We start from the raw sequence: 16,891 nt of genomic DNA on the forward strand, positions 1-16,891 counted from the left end.
AGTTCTGAGCAATACAATAAGGTTATTTTATTGTTAATACAGCTAATTAGGTTGATAGTTTCTATTTATTTGTCTGTTTAAATTTGCTATACAAGACTATTGATCATTTGAGTTTCTTTTGCTCTGTTTGAGCAGCTGATCATTTATACCGTCTTCAATGTTTTCCGTCATTTCATAGATGCTTTCATCAGTACTCTTTCTGTATAATGAATCACCTAGATGATGGAAAGTGTATGAAATCGTGTAAAGCTCGTTATCGCTGAGTGGTTGCGTTATTGAAGATTTTTCCACAGTTTGCATTTGAGCACTTGTGGCAGGATCTTTAGCTACGAAACTCTTCAAAGATTTATCGCTTGGTACGATTTGCTGCAGTTCATACGCCTTTTTCTGGGATTGAGTCGATCCAAGGAATACGGCGAATTTTTCTGCTAAGTCGCGATGTTTTGAATTTGCATTATAGCCAATAGCTTGAGAATAAACGTTTTGTTTCATTTGATACTCGACTGGTTCGCCAACATATTCTTCGGAGTCATTAATCATATCCGTGCGAACTTTAGGCAATGGTGCAGCAGCAAAGTTTTTACCTAAAATCTTTTTGACTTCTTTAGCGTCCCAAATTCCAGAGAAATATGCTGCAGCGCTTCCATCCTTTAAAGCATTAATACCGGTATCCTCTACGGCATTAATAAAGTTTGGCTGATTAGAAAGGACTCTAAGGAATTTAGTAATAGAAGTACAGTTCTCGTTAGAGCTTGAACCATTTGTATTATTCATTCCTGGGTTAGAATGAAGGAAAGTAATGCATGAATCAAAATAGAAGCTTGAAAGAAGGGTGTTATTCCTTAGATTGATAGCAACTTTCTGCTTTTCCAATATGGTGTTGAGAGATTTCACATCATCTTTTGAGAGCTTAGACTTGTCGTAGTACATAAACCAAGCATCACTTGTGTACGGCACGCCATAATACTTGTTAACCTCTAATACTGAGTTAAGTAATGGCAGAGGATTCTGTTTTTTGATCTGCTCTTCACTTTTTTCACTTAATTCGCCAAGAATTTTTGACTTAACCAAGTCACCTGTTCTATCACTTTGGAACAGAAAAACGTCGGCTGAGATTTTTGAAGAATTCTTATTACCTGAAGACGAATTTGGATCATTAAATTGCTTGATAGGTGTATTTTTAAACGAAACGCCTGGATTCTCTTGGCTGAAAGCAGCTTCCATAGTTTGAATCCATCCACCCTTTTTCAAGAGTTTTTCAGGTGCCTGAATGTTTAGACTTACTTTTTTACCAAAGTTCATGGAGCTTGAACCACATGAGGAGCAGCCTAACAACATGACAGTGGCTAAGCAAGCAGTTATTGCTTTTTTCATAGTCACCATTATTGCCTCCCAGTATATAGAGTTTTGACATGTATTTTGGTGATATGAGCGATCAATCTTGTTTTACTGCGCAACTGTTTTGCGCTGCACAATAGCATAACAACAAGGTTCATGCGTCTTTGAAAGTATATAGCTACATTAATACGTTCAAGAAGTTAATATGTTTCAAAAGTTTAGTTTTGTGTAGTCAACTTTTTAATTTCTTACTTCAAAACTAATTTTGCGTCTGTAGGATATCCGAGTTCGTAAGCGCGCAATAAGCGTGAAGTGATCAGTTTTATTACCGCGTCTTTGAAATCATTATTCGCTTGATTAGTAGAGTGTTCGTAGTTTGTTTCGCTATTATTTTTTGCGTCGTTTTTTTGATTATTTTCTTCAACAACTATTACTTGATTAAAAGCAGCGAGTTCTTCTCTTGCGCAATCCATATAGGCTATTGCCGCAATCGGCAAATCTTTTCCGCTTGCTATATCTTTTGCTATACCACTTTGTAAAGCTTGCTGCGGTATTTCGTAAACTTTTCCGCGTAAATCTGCGCCATTTCCAGCTGCGTGCATAAGAGCATTTGCGTTACTTGCAGCCATATCGCTATATTTTAGTGACATATTTTTATCTTTTTTAGCTGCCAATGTTTGAAGTATGAATGAGAGTTTGTCTTCTGCTACGGCAGCTTGCGCTAATGGATTATGTGTCCATCGTACATTCTCATTATTTTGCATTACTTCAAGTAGCTTATAGTATGCTTCACGCTCGTTTTCTATAATATTATTATCAGATATTTGGCCGCTTTCTTGAAGATACTGCCAATTGTCTTGAACGCTATAAGTTACTGCTTCAGACAATCTAGTTGGGCATTTCTTCGCAACTGTATCCCAATTTTCTGAAGTTTTTTTAAGAGTATTAGTATCTATTAAATTCTTATTATTTTCCGTGCTTTGTTTTCTTCTAGCATCATCTATTTTATTTTGTTCTTTTTGCGCTAGCCTATATGCTTTTGCGCAACCGTTTTCTTTAATAGTAGTGTGCCTGTTTTGATCTATTCGTACAGATTGCAAAGATTTCATTCCTCCGCAAGCTGTGCACATTGCCACAATAAGAGCGATTAGCATAAGTGCAGATGACATTTTTATAGTGTGCTTTGTCTTCATATTTTTAGCTCTAAAGAAAACAAGAAGTGTCTGCATAATAAACTAAAATAGTCAATCACTATGACCAATGTGGTGTTGCATTTTTAAACCACATGCCGTAGTGTGATTGTTCTAATAGCTAACGTATATTGTTTGTTCTCGTTGGTTTTATTTGGACAATATATTAATAATCATAATTATAAGTGAATTTAAATGGGGAGGATGTGCGCGATGGAACTGGATTTGGCGGGAATGCATCAGCTTGCGGCTCAGCAGGGGATTAATGCCGAAGAGCTTGACGAGGCGCTCGCCGAGGCCTTGCGTCTTGCGTATATGAAGACTTCTCATCCAGCTAAGCACGCTCGTGTTGAGTTGGATGAGCGTGCTGGTGCTTTTACGGTATGGGCACGTGATGAAATACCAGGAGAGCCTACTGAGGATAATCCTCATCCTGCGCCAACTTTAGGTGAGGAATATGATGACACTCCTCACGATTTTGGTCGTTTAGCTGCTGCTACAGCACGTCAAGTTATTAGTCAGATTTTCCGTAAGGCTGAAGATGATCGCGTATTTGGCGCGTTTTCTGGCCAAAAGGGGAAGCTGATTAACGGTATTGTGCAGCAGGATGCTAAAGATCCTTCTAATATTCATGTTGCTGTTGGTGACGTTGAGGCAATTTTGCCTAGAAGAGAGCAAGTTCCAGGTGAACGTTACCGTCATGGTGAGCGTATTCGCGTTTATGTCGTAAATGTTGCGCGTGGTCTTCGTGGCCCTGAAATCGTAGTTTCTAGATCTCATCCTGAACTTGTTCGTCGTCTTTTTGAGCGTGAAGTTCCTGAGTTGGTTTCTGGAGCAGTTTCGATTATGGCTATTGCTCGTGAGGCTGGTGCTCGTACAAAAATTGCAGTACGTGCAAATACTGAGGGTGTGAATCCTAAGGGTGCTTTGATTGGTCCTGGTGGTTCTCGTGTTCGTGCTGTTATGGAGAATTTAGGCCAAGAAAAAATAGATATTGTTGATTGGTCTGACGATCCAGCGAAGTTTGTTGCTGCTGCTCTTTCTCCAGCTACTGCAACGCAGGTGCATGTTGTGAGCCAAAAGAATCAGACTGCTATTGCTTTTATTCATGATTCTCAACTTTCGCTTGCTATTGGTAAGGAAGGTCAGAACGCTCGTTTGGCTGCTAAACTTACGGGCTGGAAGATTGGTATTGAATCAGCTGAAGAGCATACTAAGAAGGTTGCTGCGGCTCAAGCTGCGCAGGAACAGGCTGCTGATACATCTGCTTCTGCTGAATGATTTAGATTATTTTGCAGTTTCTTTAAGCTGATTGTTTTACTAAGCGTCGGAGTATGTTTTACTTCGACGCTTTTTGTTGCGATAGTCCAGAAATTAGTTAATATAAACGACACTCCCGGCAATCCTATGTTTCGAGTATGCTTGCAAGAGGATTCTAGCCGTCCGCAGCTTTTCTATGCCTGTTTACGGTTAGATAGAGACGAGGTACAACATCATGGTCGCACGATGAGATATCGCACGATGAGATATCGCGTAGTAATGCATAGACTCGCAATAATGTAACGTGGCTGCGTACTTAAGCGCTGCCACAAATAGAGGAGAACACTGAGTGGTAAAAAAGCGCGTGTACGAACTGGCCAAAGAATTTGGTGTAGACAGTAAAACCGTGTTGGAGCGTTTGAAGAGCATGGGCGAATTTGTAAAGTCCGCTTCTTCTACAGTTGAGGCTCCAGTAGTTCGTCGTTTGCAAACTGCGTTGGCAGCAGACGGCATGAAATCAGCAAAAGCAAATGATCAAAATTCTGCTAAACCAGCAGCTAAACCGGCAGCAAAGCCAACTGCTAAGCCAACTGCTAAACCGGTAGATGATAACTCTAAAGCAAAGCCACAGCCTACCGCAGTAGTAAACCATCCTGCGCAGCCTGCACAATCCACTCGTAACGCTTCTGCTAAGCCATCTGCTGAACGTGAGCATGATATTCCTAAACCAAGTGCTGGCGCTCGCCCTCGTCCACAGCATCCTGGCAATGCTGGTGTTCATACACCAAATTCATCTCGTGATTCTAAGCGTTCTGATCGTTCGGAACGTTCTGAGCGTCGTTCTGATCGTTCTCAGCAGATGCCGCCACGCCCTCGTCCTCATCAAGGAGCGCAGGGTGCCGCTGGTACGCCACGACCAGGTAATAATCCGTTTAGTCGCAAGCAGGGTATGCGAGCACCTACTCCTGGTGATATTCCTCGCCCTCATCCAATGTCACGCCCGGGCAGCGCAGAAGCTGGTCGTGGTGGACGTTCAGGCGCTCAGGGTGCTGCAGCTGGTGCAGGAAACTCTGGTAATGGAAACGCACGCGGCGGACGCGGTCGCGGTGGTCGTTCTGGAGCAGCAAAAGGCGGTCAGTGGAGCGGTTCGCATCGTTCAAATGCTGGAAGTTCCAATTCTCGTCAGTCAGCTGAATCTCGTTTTGTTGGAGCACAAGGCGCTAGCTTCCAGGCTGCGGCTGCAGGTGCGCCAAATGGTGGCCCATCGCGCGGCGGTGGTCGCGGTCGCGCAGGAGCAGCAGGCGCATTCGGACGTCAGGGAGGCAAGTCTTCTAAGGCTCGTAAGAATCGTTTAGCAAAGCGTCGTGAATACGAAGAGCTTAAAGCACCAGTTATTGGTGGCGTGCGTATTCCTTCCGGAAACGGTGCTACGATTCGCTTGCGTCAGGGCGCAACTCTTTCTGATTTGGCAGAAAAGATTGATGTGAATCCAGCAGCTTTGGTAACTGTTCTCTTCCACTTGGGTGAGATGGCAACTGCTACACAATCTTTGGATGAGTCTACATTCCAGATTTTGGGTGAAGAAATCGGATGGAATATCAGTATTGTTTCTGCAGAGGAAGAGGATAAGGCTCTTTTGCAGCAGTTCGATATTGATTTGGACGAAGAAGAGTTGCAAGAAGATGACGATTTGCAGCCTCGTCCGCCTGTTGTTACCGTTATGGGTCACGTTGATCACGGTAAAACTCGCTTGCTTGACACTATCCGTAAGTCGAATGTTATTGATCGCGAAGCCGGCGGTATTACGCAGCGAATTGGTGCTTACCAGGTGACTGTAAATCTTGAAGGAAAGCCTCGTAAGATTACATTCCTCGATACCCCAGGTCACGAAGCGTTTACTGCTATGCGTGCTCGCGGTGCTGAGCTTACGGACGTTGCAATTCTTGTTGTTGCAGCAGACGACGGCGTTATGCCTCAGACTGTTGAAGCGATTAACCACGCTCAAGCGGCTCACGTGCCAATTGTTGTGGCTGTAAACAAGATTGATGTTGAAGGTGCTAATCCTGAAAAGGTGCGCGGTCAGCTTACTGAATACGGTTTGGTTGCTGAAGAATACGGTGGCGACACCATGTTTGTGGATATTTCCGCAAAGCAGGGTACGAACGTTAATAAGCTTCTTGAAGCTGTGCTGTTGACCGCTGACGCTGAGCTTGATCCTAAAGCAAATCCAAATATGGACGCTCGTGGTGCAACTATCGAAGCTCGACTCGATAAGGGTCGTGGTGCTGTTGCTACTGTGCTTGTGCAGCAAGGCACTCTTCACGTTGGTGATTCTATTGTTGCCGGCACTTCTTATGGTCGTGTGCGTGCAATGCTCGACGAAAATGGTAAGCATTTGCAGAATGCAGCTCCTTCAACGCCTGTTCAGGTGCTTGGTTTGACTTCAGTTCCAACCGCTGGCGACTTGTTCTTGGTGACTTCTGACGACCGTTCTGCTCGTCAGATTGCAGAGAAGCGTGCAGCTACCGAACGTGCAGCTCAGCTTGCTAAGCGTCGCAAGGTTGTGTCTCTTGAAAGCCTTAAGGAACAGTTCGCTAAGTCTGAAGTTGATATGCTGAACATCGTTATTAAGGGTGATTCTTCTGGTTCTGTGGAAGCTTTGGAAGATTCCTTGATGAAGATTGAGGTTTCTGAAGAAGTTGGAATCCAGGTTATTCACCGTGGTGTTGGTGCAATTACTCAGAATGATGTGAACTTGGCAACTGTCGATAAGGCTGTGATTATTGGCTTCAACGTGCGTCCAAACCGTCAGGTTGCTGATTTGGCTGAACGCGAAGGCGTGGAAGTTAAGTACTACTCGGTTATTTACAAGGCAATCGAAGATATTGAAGCTGCTTTGAAGGGTATGCTTAAGCCAGAATTTGAAGAGGTTGTCACCTCTCATTCTGAGATTCGCGAAATCTTCCGCTCGTCCAAGTTTGGCAATATTGCCGGCGTTATGGTTCAAGATGGTGAAGTCAAGCGCGGTACAAAGTGCCGTATCTTGCGCAACGGTGTTGCTACTGTAAACGATTTGGAAATTTCCAGCTTGCGTCGTTTCAAGGATGATGTGCAGTCCGTTAGCGAAGGTTATGAGGCTGGTATTAATCTCGGCAGCTTCAATGACATTGAGCTTGGCGATATAATCGAAACCTTTGAAATGAAGCAGATTGAGCGTAAGTAATTATGGCAGGAACAAATCCTAGGGCTGCGAAAATAGCGGCGTTAATCCAACGTGTTATTGCGTCTAATATGGAATCGCATTTGCACGATAAGCGTCTTTCTAGCGTAACTATTACGGAAGTGCGTGTTACGAACGATTTGCAGATTGCAAAAGTTTATTGGACGCAACTTGGTCACGAAGGAAAAGAGCAGGGTGAGCGTCAGCGTGCAGCCCAGGCTTTGCAGCAGGCTCACGGCAGATTGCGCTCGCTTGTTGGTGCTAAAGCTGGCTTGCGTTTGACGCCGCAATTGCAGTTCGTGTATGACGAAGTTCCTAGCGAAGCGCACGAAATTGAGGATATTCTTGTAGCTGCTCGAAAACGAGATGAAGAATTAGCTAAGGCGCGCGAAAACGCTCAGTATGCTGGAGATGTCGATCCGTATAAGAAGCCTCGCGAAGTTGAAGAAACTGATGACGATTTCGAAGACGATGACTTCGAAGACGATGACTTCGAAGACGATGACTTCGAAGACGACGATTTTGATGACTCAACTGAATCTGAAGCAGATAATTAAATCTCGAATAACAGATAATTAACTTATGTGTATACCAGATTCAGGGCTACTACTTGTAGATAAGCCGCAAGGTGTAACAAGTCACGATGTAGTAGCGTGTGCTCGCCATCTTTTGCATACAAAACGAGTTGGGCATGCTGGAACTTTAGATCCTATGGCAACTGGTTTGTTGATTATTGGTTTTGGCTACGCTACTAGGCTCATGAATTACATGCTAGGTCACGATAAAACCTATGAAGCTGTAATTCGCCTAGGAGAGGCTACTACTACAGACGATGCAGAAGGCGAAGTATTGTCTGAAAGCGTAATTGGGTTAGGGCCGGGAGTGAAAATCAACTCGAAAGATAAGTTACTTTCTGAAATATTCGAGACTGATTTTTCTGAAAATAATTTGCAAAATTCTAATACTAAAACCGAACTGTTAAATAAAACTTTTCAACGAATTAAGCGAGTTATTAAAGAAAACTTAACTGGCAAAATTATGCAAGCGCCAACCGCATTTTCTGCAATTAAAATTAACGGTCAGCGCGCCTACGATTTAGCTCGTGAAGGCAAAACTGTAGAACTTGAGTCTAGAGAAATAAACGTATACAGTTTCGATATTTCTAATCCGCTTATTTCTACAGGAGTAAGCGGAAGAAAAGTACTAGACGTTACAGCAACAGTTTCTTGCAGCAGTGGAACGTATATTCGCGCTCTAGCACGCGATTTAGGTCGTTTGCTAGGCGTTGGAGGGCATCTAGTAAAACTTCGACGCACAAGTATTGGAGATTTTTCTGTAAAAAGTACGCAAGTTTTGTGTCTTAACTCAGAAACACGTGAATTTACTGATAGAAATGGTATTGTACAAAAGCGTTCGAAAGCTGTTCCGCCTTCAAATTTTGATACTAAAAAAGATTTACCAAAGTCTTTGCTAACAATGATGCAAGCAGCTGAGCACACTCTTCCAACTTTTTTGGTTGATAAAAATCAGGCTCAAGATTTGCGTTTTGGACGTTGGATTTGCCTAAATTCTACTGATTCGTTTAATAATTTAGATTCTTATCCTGCAATTGCATACTCTTATGATGAATTAACATGCGAATATGATGTTGTAAGCGTGGTAGAACAGGTAAAAAATAAAAATTGTGAGCAAATCAAACCTATTGTGGTATTTCCGGCAGGCGAGAAGCCTGGTAAAATAAAGAAGTCTAGTATTTTGCAGTAATAATCTCGCACACGCGGATAGTAAGGATATGATGAAGGTCATCGACATTCGACCAGATGCCAACGGCATGATTAATTGGCCAACACTAAGCGCTGAGCGCAAAGCAGTCGTTACCATAGGCGTATTTGACGGTATGCATCTTGGACATCGTGAAGTGATTCGTCGCACGGTAGACCTTGCGCATCGTCATGGCGCATTTTCTGTGGTTATTATGTTTGATCCACGTCCAAGCATAGTTCATGAGAATCCAGACACTTATGATGATTTTGGTGAGCAGGATCCGGAAGTTCCGTACGATCCAGAAGCATTAACAAGCGTAAGGCAACGTTTACGAGTACTTTCTGAGCTGGAAGTTGATCACGTTATTGTAGTGCGATACAGTTTGGCTTTTGCAGCGAAATCTTACCGCTTCTTCTTAGGACAGTTGGTAGGAAAGCTTGGTATGCGAGCGCTTGTTTTGGGAAGCGATGCTGCTTTAGGTGCTCGTAGATCTGGTGATATTAACGCTATTAAAGAGCTTTCTCAGGCTACAGGCGTATTTGAGCTTGTAGTTGTTGACGATTGTGGTCCAGGTGAGGTTCGTATACCAGACCCAATAGTTCCAACAGCTCCTGAAGAAAATGGTGAACCGCAAGATCCTTCAGACGGTATGAATAAGGCTGAATATCGCGCTTGGAGTAAGAGTATTCCTAATCGCAAAGTGCGCGCTTGGAGTTCAAGCAATGTGCGCTGGATGCTTGCTACTGGTCGAGTACAAGCAGCAAGTGAAATTTTGGATCAGCCTCATCGCGTAGAAGGAACGGTTGTTCACGGTGCAGAGCGTGGTCGTGCTATTGGTTTCCCAACCGTAAATCTTGGCGGCCGTATAGACGGTTATGTGCCTGTAGAAGGCGTGTATGCTGGCTGGGTTGTTGACCTCGACGCTGACGACAAGCAGGCTGATTCTGGTATGGCTCACGCAAGTCTTATTCCTAGCGTTGGAATGCTTCGTAGAGATGAGTTGCATTTAGGAATTCACTCTCCATGGCGTTGGCCTGCTGCAATATCTATTGGTAATAAGCCAACTTTTGCAAAAGACGGAGAGAATCCTGAGGAACGCACAGTAGAAGCGTATGCTTTGTGCGATGAGTGGAAAGATTTGTACGGACATCGCGTTTGCATTGAGTTTTCAAGGTTCTTGCGCCCTCAGCAAGCTTTCGAATCTGTTGATGATTTAAAGAATATGCTTGCTCACAATGTTGAAGAAGTGCGCGCTATTACAGACGCTAATCCACGCTAGTATTCTAGTATTAAGTTTTGTATTTGAGAGTGGAAACATTCTCAAATACAAAACGATACAAAACGATACAAAACAAACTTCACTATAGTTTATAGCTTATTAGTGGCGGAAAGAGCGGAAGAAAGCCTGCGTTTCTGGATCATCAGACTCATCCATAACAGCCTGAGGAGTACCATTTTCGGCCACAATACCGTTCCTAAGAAGAACAATTCTATCTGCAGCAGTATGCGCAAAATGCATTTCGTGAGTTGCCATAAGAATCGTAGTGCCTTGAGATTTAAGTTCAGACACTAAATCCAAAACTTCTCCGACAAGCATAGGGTCTAAAGCTGAAGTAATTTCATCGAGCAAAAGAAGCTGAGGGCTTGTCATAAGTGCGCGAGCAATAGCCACACGCTGCTGCTGTCCGCCAGAAAGCTGATCTGGGTAAGCCTTAGCTTTATTGTTTAATTTTATGCGCTCCAACAATTCCATTGCGCGAGCTTCAGCTTTATCCTTACTCCAATTGTGTACTTTTCTAGCAGCCAACGTAACGTTATCAATCACGTTCATATGCGTGAATAAATTAAACTGCTGAAAAACTACGCCAATGCGTGAACGAATTTTATCTTGGTTTACGCGAGGATCAGTAATATCAGTATCTGCAAGCCAAACTTGCCCATCATCAACGCGTTCCAACAGGTTTATGCACTTCATAAGAGTTGATTTTCCAGAACCAGAAGGTCCAAGCAAAGCAACAACTTCGTGAGGTTCTACGTTGAAGGATATACCTTTAAGAACTTGAGTTCCGTTATAAGATTTACGAATATTATCTAAACGTAGTACAGGCGTATTTTTTTCTTCAGAAGAAGTACTCATATTCAACTCCACGTTTGCGGTTGCGCTTTTTTCATTACTTGCGTTTTGTGAGGGAATCATACTGTTCCTCCGTTTAATTCGCGTTTACGCAAGCGAGCAGTGTACCAATCGTTCAAAATAATAAAAGGTATGCTTAAAGCTATAAAAACAACACTAGCTACAATATAAGGCGTGAAATTGTATGTGCTAGCTACAGAAATTTGTGCAGCTCGTACAGCATCAACTGCACCCAAAACTGATATAAGACCAGCGTCCTTTTGCATAGAAATAAAATCATTCATTAAAGCTGGCGCAACTTTTCTTAATCCCAAAGGGATCACAACAAGCCTTACCGTTTGGCCAGCAGTTAATCCAAGAGATCTTGCTGAAGCTCTCATAGAAGGATGAACATCTTCAAAACCGGCTCTAAGAACTTCTCCAACGTAAGCTGAGTAGCTCATAACAATAGCAATAGTGCCTAAAAGTACCGGAGAAATGCGACCGAAAATTTCCAAACCAGGTATACCAAAGCCAATAATATACAGCACAACCAGCATAGGAATGCCGCGCATAACAGTAGTATAAATCTGAGCTAATGCTCTAAGCGGAAACAGCATAGGAGATATGCTTGTGCGCACAATAGCAATCAAAGTGCCAAAAATAGCAACTCCAACAACAGCAAAGCAAAGTACTTGTAAATTCAGCATCAAACCTTGCAATACTTGTGGCAGAGATAGCATAAAGTACTTGCCAGAAAAGAAGGTTTCGCGCACTCGAGGCCAGCCTGGAGACATTGCCAAAGCTACTATTACAATGCCTATAAGAATAACAGTGCTGAGAATACTTATTCCCACAGAACGCAGGTTTTGCTGTCTTCTTATAAGTCGACGACTCTGTTCTACTTCACTTACGGTATTTGTAGTGCAGATTTGCGCAGACGTTGTTTTATTCGTGCGGGTTTCAGCAGTATTGCCTGTAAGTACTGTCATGGGCGGTAGTCTTAAGCCTTTCGACGCGATGAACATTCCCTAGCTATTGTACTCGAGCATCCAAGTACTTCAAACGCTCGAGTCGTTTAATTAACATAAATGTGCTTTATTTAAATTATTTAAGCGGTAAATAAAAGTGATTCCACACCTAAATTTACCGCTTAAAATCGAAACTTTTGCACTTACGCAATATTAATTAGCGTAAATTTTGTTTTACTTCAACTCTCGAACTTTAGTTGTAAACTCAGAAAGCCACTTATCTTGCAACTTCTTAAGAGTACCGTCTTTCTTGAGTTCGTTTAGAGCTTTAGTAACATCTTTAGTAAGTTTTGAATTCTTAGGAAGCACAATTCCCATGCCTTCCTTATCTTCAGAACCTGCTATTTGACCAACTACAGTACTGTTTTTTACTTCGTCAGTTTGTACCATTACAAACGCAGAAGGAGTATCTATAACAAGAGCATCAATTTGACCTGAGTTTAAAGCTTGAGCAAGAGCATCATTGTCATTAAAGGTTTGAATATCTCCCTTAATTTTCTTAGCTTCATCGTAGCTTGTAGTTCCAACCATTGCGCCAACAGCAGCAGGCTTCAAATCTGCCAACGACTTAGCTGAAGCAAACTTTCCGTCTTTTTTAACAACAATAGCTTGAGTCGCGTTGTAGTAGCTTGGGGAGAAGTCTACAGCTTTTTTGCGTTCTTCAGTGATTGAGAACTGCTGAATATTGAAATCAAAGTCTTTTGGACCAGGAGTTACAGCAGAGTCGAAAGTGGTACGTACCCACTTAACACGGTTTTTATCGTATCCGAGTTTTTTAGCAACAGCATATGCGACTGCTGACTCGAAACCTTCACCATTTTCAGGCTTATTATCGTGAATCCAAGGCTCGTAAGCAGGCTGAGCAGTGCCAATAGTTAGAACATTTGCGTCTACGGTTTTTTGACCAGCAGGTTTACTTTCACCGCATGCTGCAGTGCCTACTAAAGTTGCTACGCTTAAAATAGCTGTAGCAAACTTTATGGCATTCTTAATCAGCTTTTTACGATTGCGAATAGTCATACTCTCTCCTTTATATCATGCGTATTGGCTGATAATCGCAATATTTTTATTAAAATTTTATACCTTGTGCAGCAGGTACCTGTGGCATGTACGTGCGTTGGTACTTGCAGCAAGCTGCGAAAAACAAGTCTATATGAAGATAGCGGCATAGAAAGCCGAGTCGTTATGTTAGTTACTTATAGCTTGTTATAGAACCGCAGTAAATAAGCGTACTAAGCAAATACGCTACACAAATATTTATGCCAAATTAAAACCAGAAAAAGTAAAACCAGGGCTTACTACGCAAGATACAAGCGTATCTCCATCTCCCGGTATTGTGCGCTGCCACACGTTAGCTGGAACTATAGCGTGGCCGCATGGTGTTTGTAAAATTGAACTGCTGTCTGAAATTCCTGCTCCTAACAGTATTTTCGTACACTTTTCCTCTTCACACGGCTTTTCCCCACATCCGCCAAGTTCAAGAATAAGATTAGATGGGCCATGCCAAAGCCACAGTTCATCTGCATCAACCTTGTGCCAGGCGCTAGAGTCGCCTTTTGGAAGCAAAAAGTATATGAGGGAGGCGAGTGGTCTAGGTTCGCTAGCTGAACAGTTTTCTGAAGAGTGATTTGCGTTTAAGCTTAACAAGTTTTTACTTTCGCAATCAGCCTCGATTTTAGATTTTTGGCTGTAAAGCTCAGTAGCTTGCCAATCTCTTCTGTACCATCCTCCTTCAGGATGTGCTTCGAGATTAAGCTTTTTAACTACGTTAGAAGCCCAACTGCTCATGTCTTCTAATTTGACGCTCATAAAACCTCCATGCGCGTATTTGATTTAGTTAATCTACTTGTATTTTGAGCTTAAAAAGCGTTTTTGTTGTACGCAAGACGACCTGAAATAACAGTAGCTCTAGCAGTACCAGCGCCGTGACGGACGAAAGTGTGAAGAGTTTCCTCAATACCCTGCGGAGAAGATGCATCAGTAGGAATATCAAAGAAAGCTAAATCTGCAGTGGCACCTGCGTTAATTTGTCCGATTCGCTGCGGCCCTACGTGCAAGCCCATAACGCTAGCGCCACCAAGAGTTAGCATTCGAATAATACGATGTGTTAAATCATCCTTACGATAGCCTTGAGCTGTAGCTAAATCATAAACTTTTGCAGCATCGTCAAGAACATCAAGAGAAGGCGAGCTTGAAAGTGAATCAGTGCCAATAGCAAGAAGATTACCTTCTTCCATGTATTCTCGTATTGGTGCGTCGCGTTCGGTAACAGTAATTCTGTTAGAACGAGGGCACAAAGCTACTCCAACACCACGCTGACGTAAAATTCGTCTATCTTCTCCATCTGCCCAAACGCCGTGCGCAATATGAACATCCGGTCCCAAAGAGCCAAGCTGATCCAAAAACTGAATAGCTGAAGCGGTCATGCCATGAGATTTCAAATCGTTATAACTAGACCACATGCTGGCATTCCAATCGGGTGCGGAATACGTGCTGAGAGTATCAGCATGATTTCCAGCTTCCATAGGAGTTTCAGCCAAATGAATATGAAGACGCATATTCAACTGTCGAGCAATATCTGGCAAATCAACAAAAGGAGCAGTTTCCAAACTGTAAGGAGCGTGAGGGCTTATTCCTATACTAGGAACTTTACCGTCTTTCATCATTTGGCTTAAACGGCTCAGAAGTTCCGAGTATCCGGCTTCCTTCCAATCAACGTTCTTCCAACCCATAACCTCCCAGTACGATATGCCGTGAAGTCCCTGAGAAGCTAAAGCGCCAACAGCTTCCAAATCAGTTACAATATCCGCAGCAGCAGTAGTTCCAGACTCAACCATCATTCGTGCGCCACGTTCTGCGGAAGTTTTCCAAATTTGTTCGCAAGGATTCTGCTTTTGCTGGTTCTGCAAATCTTCATACACAACATTGAAACCCTCTTCCCAGCCGCGGAAATTACTGTAAGTTCCGAGACCAACTTCAGTCATATTTGTGTATTGAAGATGAGTATGAGCGTTAATAAGACCAGGAGTCATAACGCCATGCCAATGTTTCTCGTTTGCTTGCATTTTATGGAGTTCTTCTTCAGACATTTCATCTCGAAGAGAATCCAAAACCCAACGTCTTGTGCCAACGTGAACAACTCGACCATCAGCTACAGCAACAGCGCCTTCTGGAATAATAGGACCAGTTACAGGTATTACCATTGAAGCACTATATAAAGTAACATTATTGAGCGGAGTTGGGTGCGCAAGCGCACGTATAGGATCTTGAAGCATAACCTGAAGGTTCCTCACTATTTTTGGTTTATTTTTTGGTTTATTTCTGGTTTATTTAGCTAAAATATCGTGTTTTTATAAATTTCGTTCATACAAACTGAATTTATATAAAATTCTACTTACCTTTTGTAATAAACATGTTTCATGATGCTTCTTCAGCAAAACGAGTAAGATCCCAGTGGTAACCGTTATCTTCTACAGCGCTACTACTGCTGTAGTTTCGGCTTTCAAGTGCGATTTTTGCTATCTGCTTATCTGAAGATTCAGGAAGACAATATATGTTTGCAGGTAGAGAAGAATTTAATCTCGAATCTAAAGAATCTAAAGAATCTAAATTAGCATGTTTAATAAGATACTCGAGTGCGCTTATTTGTACAGCAAAACTAAAATCCATAATCTCAATAGGATTTCCGCCGCCGCTAGTGTAATTAGTGCCGTTTCCTTCACTAATAAGTTTTATAGATTTTCCGTTTGGAAGATTTATTTCGCGAATATCAGATCCTGGAATAGGTTTAAAACCAGGAACGTCATCCAATGCTATTTCGTTAGCAATTCCGCCAATAACAGCAACAATAGTCTTTTCTTTCATAGCACAAAGATGTTGCAAAGTAATTGTGTGTCTCACTCCAGTAGCAGAAATAACAATATCGCTTTTTTCAAGAGCTTTTTCAATATCGAGTGCCTCAAAACCGTCAAATACTGCTCGTAAAGCTGCTATTGGGTTAGTGTCGCAAACAATAACTTTTGCTCCAAGCGCGCGCACTCGTAAAGCAAATCCACGACCTACCGGACCGTATCCTACTACAGTTACGCAGGATTTATTAAAAATTTCAGATCCAATAATATTTTGCAAAGTTGTTACGCAAGTTTCGCCGGTTCCGTGACGGTTATCGAAACCGGTTTTCATAATACTATCGTTCACTGCAACAACAGGGTACGTAAGTTTTCCAGCTTCTTGCATCGCTTCAAAAGCGCGAACTCCGCTTGTAGTTTCTTCAGCAACACCAATAAGATTTTTCGCTATTTCTGGGCGTTCTAGTGAAGCTAAGCGAGCAAAGCTTGCTCCGTCGTCGATAATAATTTGCGGCTTAATCGTGTCAAGTAAGTTTAAAGCGCCTTGGTGAGTTTCTTCAGCATTCCAATTAACATTTGCTTCAACCACAATTCCTTCATTAACAAGCTGATCTGCTACTCGCTGATCAGTTTCTTCAGGCGCGCAAAACACTCCAACCTCGGCTCCAGCTGATTTAAGCTCTCGTAAAAGAACCGCTGTTTTTGGTTCTAAAACTAAGCAAACTGCTATGCGAAGCCCCTGCAAGTTAAGCTTTTTACTGTTTGTAAGATTTTTAAGAAGAGTGCGAGTAACAGGCATATGAGACTGAGCGTAATCTATAGCATCTTTTCCGGAAAGTTTTGTGGCATCTTCTAGAGTATTTCGTAACGTTTCGTGTGAAGTAGTGCCGTCGAAATCTGCTTCTGAAGCAGAATTAACTGGAATCATTCCCCAATTTTGTGCAGATGTTACGAAGCTGTTTTCGTAAGTTTTTTCCGAAAAATCGTTCAAATATATGCGAGATCCAGCTAAAGAACGGTTCGTATGGTGTGAAACAGTTGCAGCCCATTGAGCAAAGCTATTACGGCTATGAGAGTTTTCTGTATTTTTAGCACCTAAATTATCAACGCTCATTTTTACCCTTATG

At 42.4% G+C, this 16,891-nt stretch carries 13 protein-coding genes; 5 read left to right on the forward strand and 8 right to left on the reverse strand.

What is annotated here, in order from left to right; all coding sequences use genetic code 11:
• Positions 1-96: 96 nt before the first annotated feature.
• Both ACNEUN_RS01425 and ACNEUN_RS01430 read right to left on the reverse strand, forming a co-directional pair.
• The gene (locus ACNEUN_RS01425) at positions 97-1,374 is read right to left on the reverse strand and encodes an extracellular solute-binding protein (RefSeq protein WP_463630313.1); all 1,278 of its coding nucleotides are present in this window, start codon (positions 1,372-1,374) and stop codon (positions 97-99) included.
• A gap of 212 nt (positions 1,375-1,586) precedes the next feature.
• On the reverse strand, positions 1,587-2,531 hold the full coding sequence (locus tag ACNEUN_RS01430) for a hypothetical protein (RefSeq protein WP_463630315.1): 945 nt from the start codon (positions 2,529-2,531) through the stop codon (positions 1,587-1,589).
• A 210-nt stretch (positions 2,532-2,741) separates the two neighbouring features.
• Here ACNEUN_RS01430 and nusA point away from each other — a divergent pair, with 210 nt between their 5' ends.
• The 5 genes from nusA (at position 2,742) to ribF (ending at position 10,051) form a co-directional block, all read left to right on the forward strand.
• A complete protein-coding gene (gene nusA / locus ACNEUN_RS01435) occupies positions 2,742-3,809 on the forward strand; it encodes a transcription termination factor NusA (protein WP_463630317.1) in 1,068 nt (355 codons plus the stop codon).
• A gap of 328 nt (positions 3,810-4,137) precedes the next feature.
• The gene (gene infB / locus ACNEUN_RS01440) at positions 4,138-7,011 is read left to right on the forward strand and encodes a translation initiation factor IF-2 (protein WP_463630320.1); all 2,874 of its coding nucleotides are present in this window, start codon (positions 4,138-4,140) and stop codon (positions 7,009-7,011) included.
• A 2-nt stretch (positions 7,012-7,013) separates the two neighbouring features.
• Positions 7,014-7,565 carry a 30S ribosome-binding factor RbfA gene (rbfA, locus tag ACNEUN_RS01445; protein WP_463630322.1) on the forward strand — a complete coding sequence of 184 codons (552 nt, stop codon included), beginning with the start codon at positions 7,014-7,016 and terminating at the stop codon, positions 7,563-7,565.
• Positions 7,566-7,590: 25 nt separating this feature from the next.
• Positions 7,591-8,772, forward strand: a complete 1,182-nt coding sequence (locus ACNEUN_RS01450) for a tRNA pseudouridine synthase B (RefSeq protein WP_463630324.1) — start codon at positions 7,591-7,593, stop codon at positions 8,770-8,772.
• A gap of 31 nt (positions 8,773-8,803) precedes the next feature.
• On the forward strand, positions 8,804-10,051 hold the full coding sequence (ribF, locus tag ACNEUN_RS01455) for a bifunctional riboflavin kinase/FMN adenylyltransferase (RefSeq protein WP_463630413.1): 1,248 nt from the start codon (positions 8,804-8,806) through the stop codon (positions 10,049-10,051).
• Between the two features lie 99 nt (positions 10,052-10,150).
• Here ribF and ACNEUN_RS01460 read toward each other — a convergent pair whose 3' ends face one another.
• From ACNEUN_RS01460 to ACNEUN_RS01485, 6 genes are all read right to left on the reverse strand, one after another.
• A complete protein-coding gene (locus ACNEUN_RS01460; RefSeq protein ID WP_463630415.1) occupies positions 10,151-10,909 on the reverse strand; it encodes an amino acid ABC transporter ATP-binding protein in 759 nt (252 codons plus the stop codon).
• 56 nt (positions 10,910-10,965) lie between these two features.
• A complete protein-coding gene (locus ACNEUN_RS01465) occupies positions 10,966-11,877 on the reverse strand; it encodes an amino acid ABC transporter permease (RefSeq protein WP_463630326.1) in 912 nt (303 codons plus the stop codon).
• Positions 11,878-12,090: 213 nt separating this feature from the next.
• Entirely contained in the window at positions 12,091-12,936 is an 846-nt protein-coding gene (locus tag ACNEUN_RS01470; RefSeq protein WP_427877533.1) for an ABC transporter substrate-binding protein, read from the reverse strand.
• 237 nt (positions 12,937-13,173) lie between these two features.
• A complete protein-coding gene (locus ACNEUN_RS01475; RefSeq protein WP_427877531.1) occupies positions 13,174-13,725 on the reverse strand; it encodes a cupin domain-containing protein in 552 nt (183 codons plus the stop codon).
• Positions 13,726-13,775: 50 nt separating this feature from the next.
• Positions 13,776-15,191 carry an amidohydrolase family protein gene (locus ACNEUN_RS01480; RefSeq protein WP_427877604.1) on the reverse strand — a complete coding sequence of 472 codons (1,416 nt, stop codon included), beginning with the start codon at positions 15,189-15,191 and terminating at the stop codon, positions 13,776-13,778.
• 142 nt (positions 15,192-15,333) lie between these two features.
• Positions 15,334-16,878, reverse strand: coding sequence for an adenosylhomocysteinase (locus ACNEUN_RS01485; RefSeq protein WP_463630328.1), 1,545 nt, complete (start codon positions 16,876-16,878; stop codon positions 15,334-15,336).
• Positions 16,879-16,891: the final 13 nt, after the last annotated feature.

Source organism: Gardnerella sp. C0684A1, assembly GCF_055326835.1.